Here is a 7280-nt window from a genome sequence, read left to right on the forward strand (position 1 = left end):
GTTCTAAATACAAAATTTTTAACGACGTTATAGTGCAATTTAATTCGTTAAATTGATCAAAGATTTATGCAGTTTGGTATTACTAAGGCTGGGGAGAGTGGCTCTCCCCTATTTAATAATGAAAAAAAATAAAAATAACCTGTGTGGATACATCTTCACACTATTGATTTGCTTCTTACCGAGTGTATATGCCGAAGAACTTGAAATAGATGGTTTATTACTCGATAGAAGTATTAGCCGTTTTGGTCATCAATTTTATTACGAATTTTCTAACTACTGGCGAGATTTACCCTCAACAGCTGGCTTTAATATTGAGATAAAAGAAACCGTGATCCCCAAAGCTGGCACAAAACTTTCTTTAATAATGAATAATCAACTTGTTTATGCAACTTACTTAGGCCGTAGGCTAGAACCGCTTGATGAACGCGTTGAGCAAGCAGTTTATACTGTTATTGATGCCATGGCTCGCTCAAATATGACGGTATCCACACCTGATATGGCTGTAAATGGATGGTAAAATGAAAAAAATAATATTTATAATAATAACATTAAGCTTTTCAGCTACTGCAACTGAAATAATTTACACCCCAATAAACCCTAGTTTTGGTGGGAACCCTCTCAATGCAAATATGTTATTAAGTAAAGCACAGGCTCAAAATAAGCATAAAGCACCTGTAATCGAAAAAGGGTATGCCGATCAATTTAAAGACTCTCTAGAGCGCACCTACTTAAATCGTATGGTCAGAGAAATTACAGATATGGCCTTTGGTGAAGACCCTGAAAACAGTATTTTTAATCAAGATTCAATTTTTATGAGTGGCGATTATCAAATAGAAATTATTACTAGCACCACTGATACCATTACAGTAAAAATCACAAATATAATTGATGATACGGTTGTGATCATTGAAGTGCCGAGGTTTGGATAATGTATAAACTACTAATAACAATAATATTAATAAGTTTAAGTGGCTGCGCAAGTTTAGGTAACTTAATCCCACCATCGCAACAAAAAGCAGCCAGCTTAGCGCCTACTGAATTATTTTCGGACTTAAAAAACTTGCCTAAACCTGTTGGCAGTATACCGGTATCAGTGTACTCATTTAGAGATCAAACAGGTCAGTACAAACCACAAACAAACGTGAGCTCATTTTCAACAGCGGTTACCCAAGGAGCAAATTCTATACTCATACAAGCCCTGCATGAGTCAGACTGGTTTACACCTGTTGAACGTGAAGGGTTACAAAATATTTTAACTGAGCGAAAGATAATACGCGCGGCTCAATCAGACAATCCTAACCAAGCTGATCTCCCCCCACTTACAACGGCAAAGATTATTTTAGAGGGCGGTATTATCAGCTACGATACCAATGTAAAAACGGGAGGGTTAGGAATGGAATATTTTGGTATTGGTGCATCAGAACTCTATCGAGAAGATGCTATTTCAATATATCTACGAGCCGTGGACGTTCGTACAGGACAAGTATTACTCAGTGTCGCCACCAGTAAAAAAGTACTAAGCCAAGAAATGCGTGCAGGCTTTTTTAGATATGTAAGTTACAAGCGATTAGCCGAAGCTGAAGCCGGTTTTAGTGATAACGAACCTATGAGTATTTGTGTAACACAAGCAATAGAAAAAGCACTTACAGATCTTATAACCAAAGGTATTGATAAAGGGTTATGGGCAAAAAAGTAAGCTAATAACAAAAACAATGAAAAAGGCGATTTACAGTCGCCTTCTTTATAAAAATTTGTTTAATCTCAGCTTTGGTTAAGAGATTTCCTATTAAAGCCTTAGGCCATTGGGAGCAAAACAGAAATGTAGCGTTGTGCCCAGTTAGCCAACTCGACCCGATTCCGAGAATGTGTTTTTTTAAATGCACTGTATAAATGTGTTTTTACAGTGTGATCACTAATATTGAGTTTGTCAGCAATCGTGTTATTACTTGCGCCTTGCGCTATGAGATGAATAACTGATTTTTCGCGTTTAGTTAAATGGTTATAATCATCTTGTTTTAGCTCTATATCTGCATTAAATGCATTGAATGAAGACGCAACAGACAAAATATCTTTAAATGTTTTCGATATGATTTTTCGTGTAAACCATAATTCGCCAGCATTGATTCTAACTAAGCCCCTGAAGATTATTTCCGCAGCATCTGATTTATAAAATACCCCATTGATATGATTCAATAATAAGTTTTTTTCACACACCACGTCGCTCTCAACATTAAAGATAACCACATTATATTGCTTAGCTAAACATATAACATCAGCAGGAATAAGATCATGCCAATTGCTTGTGCTCCCATCTACTAAATATAAAGTGTGATTAGAGCGAAAATCGGCCTGTGGTAACGCATCATCCATTTTCACAACACTGAAAAGAGCGTGGAGCGTCCTTAAAATAGCTGTATAGCTTTGAGAATGAAAAGATGACTGAAAAGTAGTTTTTACAAATGCTGATAACTGTTGCGACATAGACTTCGTCCCTAAAACGTTTATCTCACATTACCGAAAACATATACGACTTACAAATCATTTTTGACATTTTAATTTCATTTTTTATTCTTTTTATTAACATAACCAGTGAAAACAAAATACTTTAGTACTAATCTACATCTATGCAGTCGTATATCAAAAATTTTTAACACCATTAATCTAGAGCCTGTTGACCTTTCAGAATTAAAATTTGTTCTATCTAGGGGCTATTTAATCGCGACGCGAGGTTTATAACCTAGTGGGCTAAGTCAAAACCGAGCAACAAAGAGTAAATCGCCCCTAGAAAAAACCGAAGGGCAGCGCATGTTTGGCATTAATGCTACGTTATCGCCTATTTATAGGGAATACACACTTCATAGGCTCTGCCTTGCCTAAAAACCAAACATATTGCTGCAAATTCAACTATCAAAGATCAACACGCCCTAAACTTAAGTAACCTTTAAAGCGGTCTTAATAAGCACAAGGCAAAATAGTTACTATCGTCTTGCCATGTTTGCTCTAACGTTAAATTAGCTTGCGCTGCAAGCTGCTTAAACGATTCGAGCGTGTACTTGTGAGAGTTTTCTGTATGGATACTTTCATCTTCTATAAAGTCTATTTGCTGATCATTTATAATCACGCTTTGATTACAGTTACTTACTAAGTGCATTTCAATACGGCTATGTTGCTCGTTAAAGCGCGACTCGTGGCTAAAGTTATCTAAATTAAATGTGCCATTTAGCTCGTTATTAATACGTTGTAGTAAATTTTTATTAAATGCGGCGGTGACTCCCACTTTATCGTTATATGCATCCAGTAACACTTGGCGCTCTTTTACTAAATCAACCCCAATTAGTACATAACCGTTTACACCGCATAAGCGATGGAAATTATTCATAATTTCTATCGCTTTAACTGGCGCAAAGTTACCAAGAGTAGAGCCCGGAAAATAAACCAAATTAGTTTGACTATCTAAAGCGGTGTCTTTGGTTAGCTGCTTAACCATTTGGCTATGTGTAAAGTCTCCTAGCAAAGGTGAAATTATTAGCTCTGGAAATAACGGTGATAAATGCGCAAGTGAATAACTGAGCATCTCTTCAGAAATTTCAAACGGTACAAAGGTTTTTACGTTTGCCATATGCGCTAATAAATAGGCAACCTTTTTACCCGAGCCGCAGCCTGGCTCGATAATAGAAAGGTTTTCAGGTAACAGATCAGCAATTGCTTGCGAGTGTTGCTCTAAAATAGACAGCTCGGTACGTGTTACGTAATACTCTTGCAAGGTTGTTATTTTCTCGAATAATGCAGCGCCTTTATCATCGTAAAAATATTTACACGGAAGCGTTTTTTGCTGTTGAGTTAATCCGCTTATCACGTCGTTTAAAAACTCAGTGTCGGTGATGTTACTTTGCTTTATTGCTGTTATTTGATTCATACTTTATCCCTCGCCAGTCTTATCCCGCTGCACATCCACGCTTGATGCGGGTAATAAAAATTACGGTATGTTGTGCGCAAATGGTTTTTAGGGGTAAACACACACCCGCCACGTAATATCATTTGATTGCTCATAAATTTGCCATTATATTCCCCTGCAACGCCTTCTATAGGCTTAAAACCTGGGTACGGTAAATATGCGCTGTTCGTCCATTGCCAGCATGCATCTGTTAACTGAGTTATTTTTTCATCGCCTTCGCACTGTCCGGGCATTAGCTGGTTTTGGGAGGGCTTAATAGCGTTATGTGCTTTGGCAACGTATTCCCACTCAAATTCTGTGGGTAATCGCGCATCGACAAAATTAGCATAGGCACTGGCTTCAAAATAGCTGACATGACAAACGGGGGCATTAAAATTGAGTGGTTGTAAGCCGTAATGGGTAAACTCAAACCACTTGCCATCAATATAATGCCAATAAAGAGGCTTGCTTAAACCTTGATTTTTACTATGCGCCCAACCATCACTTAGCCAATATTGTGGATTGTTATAACCGCCCGCATTGATAAATGCTAAATACTCACCATTAGTAACCAATCGATTAGCAAAACGAAATGAATGTATTAGTACCTGATGTTTGGGTTGTTCGTTATCATAAGCAAACTGTGTTTGATCGCTAGTGCCTATATTGACTATAGCTTGGTCAAAATCAATAAAGTTAGCAGGGTTTATCAGATTGTTATTGTTAGAAATAGGGATATCAATGGCTTTATATTTAGGAAACATCGGGTTAACCGAAAAGTTGTATTTAATATCCATAAGCATAAGCTCTTGATGCTGTTGCTCATGGTTGAGTCCTAGTGTGATTATTTGCTCAATAACATCGTCGTTATGAGTACTTAATAATTGCAGTACTGCTTTATCAACATACGCTCTGTATGTAAGTACATCTTTTAGGCTTGGTCGTGACAAACTCCCTCTGTTGCTTCGCTTAAATTGCGCACCGATGCCATTGTAATAAGAATTAAATAGCACTTTAAATTGCGGATCAAACACCTGATAATTTTTACAATGAATGCTTAATAAGAATGTTTCAAAAAACCAAGTGGTGTGCGCTAAATGCCATTTACATGGACTTACATCAGGCATGGCTTGTAATTGGCAATCTTCGACGCTTAATTGTGCAGTAATAGCTAAGCTGTAGCGTCGAACAGATTGATAACATTCAGCGAGTGCATCGCCGCCTTTATGATTTGTTTCAGGCTTGTTCATAATAACTTAGTCCTTTACCCATGCTCGTTATAAAATATAGCTTACTGTAGTGTTAAATCATATTTATGTTACAACTTAATAAACATCAGTTTTCATTACGTGATCGACATTATTTATACGCCTTAAGTATAAATTTTTACTTTAATAGCAAACTAATTTTTAACGCTACCTGAATGTTGGTTTTTAATACAAAAGTTAAAATAAATTGCTCGTATAGCCATAATATCAGCGTTTTAACTACAAAATCATTTACATTTAATATTTAACTCATACACTAGTGATTGTAAAATCACTCTTCAAATTAGTTAGTCTTCAAATAAATTACAGTATTTGTTTTACTTTGTATTTAAAGGCTAATGTAATTAGATATGACGCTGGTAACGCCAGTATATTAGGACAACTACAGAGGTATTGCATGAAGGAAAATCATGACAAATATAGTATTGACAATACGGACTACACCGTAGGTCAGGACAACGTACAAAAGTGGGGGTTTGATATACACAACCCTGTTTTTGGAACTAGTGCGGGCCTGATTGTCATCTTTTTAATCGCCATACTTGTTACCGACCCACTAACTGCAAAAACAGCGCTTGATAGTATCAAGACCGATATTATTAATAATTTTGATGCCCTTTTTATGTGGGCTGCCAACTTCTTTGTGCTCTTTTGTTTAGCACTTATTGTTTCTCCTTACGGAAATATTCGCCTTGGTGGTGATGATGCTAAACCTTCTCACTCTCGAATTTCATGGCTTGCTATGTTATTTGCTGCAGGTATGGGTATTGGCCTTATGTTTTGGGGCGTTGCTGAACCCGTTGCTTACTTTACTGGTTGGTACGAAACACCACTTAATGTGGCCGCAAATACACCTGAGGCTGCAAAATTAGCAATGGGCGCAACTATGTTCCATTGGGGACTTCACCCTTGGGCTATTTACGCTGTTGTTGGTTTATCTCTTGCCTTTTTTACCTATAACAAAGGGTTACCGCTTTCTATTCGTTCTATTTTTTATCCTATACTAGGCGACAGAGCTTGGGGTTGGCCTGGTCATATCATTGATATCTTAGCTGTACTTGCTACGTTATTTGGTCTTGCAACATCTTTAGGTTTAGGTGCTCAACAAGCCTCTGCTGGTATTAATCATGTATTTGGTACAGAAGGTGGTGTAGGGTCTCAAATTTTGGTTATTGCGGGTGTTACACTCCTAGCAATCGTTTCTGTAGTGCGTGGTATTGATGGTGGTGTGAAACTACTGAGTAATGTAAATATGCTCATCGCGTTTTCATTATTATTGTTTGTTTGTTTAGTTGGCTTTGCTGTAGCAATGGGCAACGTACCGACTACCGTGATGGGCTATGTAGAAAACATTATTCCATTGAGTAACCCACATGGCCGCGAAGACGAAACATGGATGCATGGTTGGACTGTGTTTTATTGGGCTTGGTGGATTTCCTGGTCTCCGTTTGTAGGTATGTTTATCGCGCGTGTATCTCGCGGTCGAACAATTCGTGAATTCTTAATTGCGGTATTACTTATCCCTACGCTAGTTACTGTTTTATGGATGTCTATTTATGGTGGTATTGCTATTGACCAAGTAGTTAACGGTGTTGGTGCGCTAGGCACTAATGGTTTAACTGAAGTACCTTTAGCTATGTTCCAAATGCTTGATGAATTACCTCTATCTAATATCTTATCGTTTATTGCGATTGTATTAGTGTTAGTATTTTTTATTACCTCATCTGACTCAGGCTCATTAGTCATTGATTCAATTACAGCTGGCGGTAAAATTGATGCACCGGTGCCACAACGTATATTTTGGGCAACGGTAGAGGGCGCCATTGCAGCTGCACTACTGTGGATTGGTGGTACACAAGCAATTGAAGCACTCCAAGCAGGTGCTGTTTCTACTGGCTTGCCATTTACTATTGTGTTGTTGTTTATGTGTGTAAGCTTAATTTTAGGTTTACGAACTGAGCCACGCCCAGTTAAATAATACAATTAATTAGCAACACTTTTAATTCGTGATGAAACGCCGCAATTTTGCGGCGTTTTTTTGTTTACCTATTTAAGGCTATACCAATTGCATTAAATTA

Annotated in this window: 7 protein-coding genes; 4 read left to right on the plus strand and 3 right to left on the minus strand. The window is 37.5% G+C overall.

All coding sequences use genetic code 11. The features are described from left to right. Window positions 1-118 precede the first annotated feature (118 nt). The 3 genes from CWB66_RS14985 to CWB66_RS14995 are packed head-to-tail and all read left to right on the plus strand — an operon-like array spanning window position 119 to window position 1696. The gene (locus CWB66_RS14985; protein ID WP_077538004.1) at window positions 119-517 is read left to right on the plus strand and encodes a curli production assembly/transport protein CsgE; all 399 of its coding nucleotides are present in this window, start codon (window positions 119-121) and stop codon (window positions 515-517) included. After that, window positions 507-929: a curli assembly protein CsgF gene (locus CWB66_RS14990; protein ID WP_077538005.1), complete on the plus strand. Its 423-nt coding sequence runs from the start codon at window positions 507-509 to the stop codon at window positions 927-929. Before CWB66_RS14985 ends, CWB66_RS14990 begins: the two co-directional genes overlap by 11 nt. Continuing rightward, window positions 929-1696 (plus strand): CsgG/HfaB family protein, encoded by a 768-nt coding sequence (locus CWB66_RS14995; RefSeq protein WP_138585985.1) that lies wholly within the window; start codon window positions 929-931, stop codon window positions 1694-1696. Before CWB66_RS14990 ends, CWB66_RS14995 begins: the two co-directional genes overlap by 1 nt. A gap of 98 nt (window positions 1697-1794) precedes the next feature. Here the strand turns inward: CWB66_RS14995 and CWB66_RS15000 are convergent, their stop codons facing one another. The 3 genes from CWB66_RS15000 to egtB all read right to left on the minus strand — a co-directional run bounded on the left by CWB66_RS15000 (window position 1795) and on the right by egtB (window position 5184). Continuing rightward, window positions 1795-2481 (minus strand): helix-turn-helix transcriptional regulator, encoded by a 687-nt coding sequence (locus CWB66_RS15000; protein WP_138585986.1) that lies wholly within the window; start codon window positions 2479-2481, stop codon window positions 1795-1797. A gap of 460 nt (window positions 2482-2941) precedes the next feature. Further along, complete coding sequence (gene egtD / locus CWB66_RS15005) at window positions 2942-3916, minus strand: L-histidine N(alpha)-methyltransferase (protein WP_138585987.1); 975 nt, start codon at window positions 3914-3916, stop codon at window positions 2942-2944. Next, window positions 3913-5184, minus strand: coding sequence for an ergothioneine biosynthesis protein EgtB (gene egtB / locus CWB66_RS15010; RefSeq protein ID WP_138585988.1), 1272 nt, complete (start codon window positions 5182-5184; stop codon window positions 3913-3915). Before egtB ends, egtD begins: the two co-directional genes overlap by 4 nt. 415 nt (window positions 5185-5599) lie before the next feature. Between egtB and CWB66_RS15015 the strand changes: the two genes are divergently transcribed. Next, window positions 5600-7180 (plus strand): BCCT family transporter, encoded by a 1581-nt coding sequence (locus CWB66_RS15015; RefSeq protein WP_138585989.1) that lies wholly within the window; start codon window positions 5600-5602, stop codon window positions 7178-7180. Window positions 7181-7280: the final 100 nt, after the last annotated feature.

Origin of the sequence: Pseudoalteromonas sp. S558 (assembly GCF_005886635.1) — a bacterium.
Taxonomy (GTDB): domain Bacteria; phylum Pseudomonadota; class Gammaproteobacteria; order Enterobacterales; family Alteromonadaceae; genus Pseudoalteromonas; species Pseudoalteromonas aliena.

Bases quoted from the DNA above. Each gene is read 5' to 3' on its own strand.
- CWB66_RS14985 (WP_077538004.1), top strand. From the start codon at position 119: ATGAAAAAAAATAAAAATAACCTGTGTGGATACATCTTCACACTATTG.
- CWB66_RS15000 (WP_138585986.1), bottom strand. From the start codon at position 2,481: ATGTCGCAACAGTTATCAGCATTTGTAAAAACTACTTTTCAGTCATCT.
- egtB (WP_138585988.1), bottom strand. From the start codon at position 5,184: ATGAACAAGCCTGAAACAAATCATAAAGGCGGCGATGCACTCGCTGAA.
- CWB66_RS15015 (WP_138585989.1), top strand. From the start codon at position 5,600: ATGAAGGAAAATCATGACAAATATAGTATTGACAATACGGACTACACC.
- egtD (WP_138585987.1), bottom strand. From the start codon at position 3,916: ATGAATCAAATAACAGCAATAAAGCAAAGTAACATCACCGACACTGAG.
- CWB66_RS14990 (WP_077538005.1), top strand. From the start codon at position 507: ATGGATGGTAAAATGAAAAAAATAATATTTATAATAATAACATTAAGC.
- CWB66_RS14995 (WP_138585985.1), top strand. From the start codon at position 929: ATGTATAAACTACTAATAACAATAATATTAATAAGTTTAAGTGGCTGC.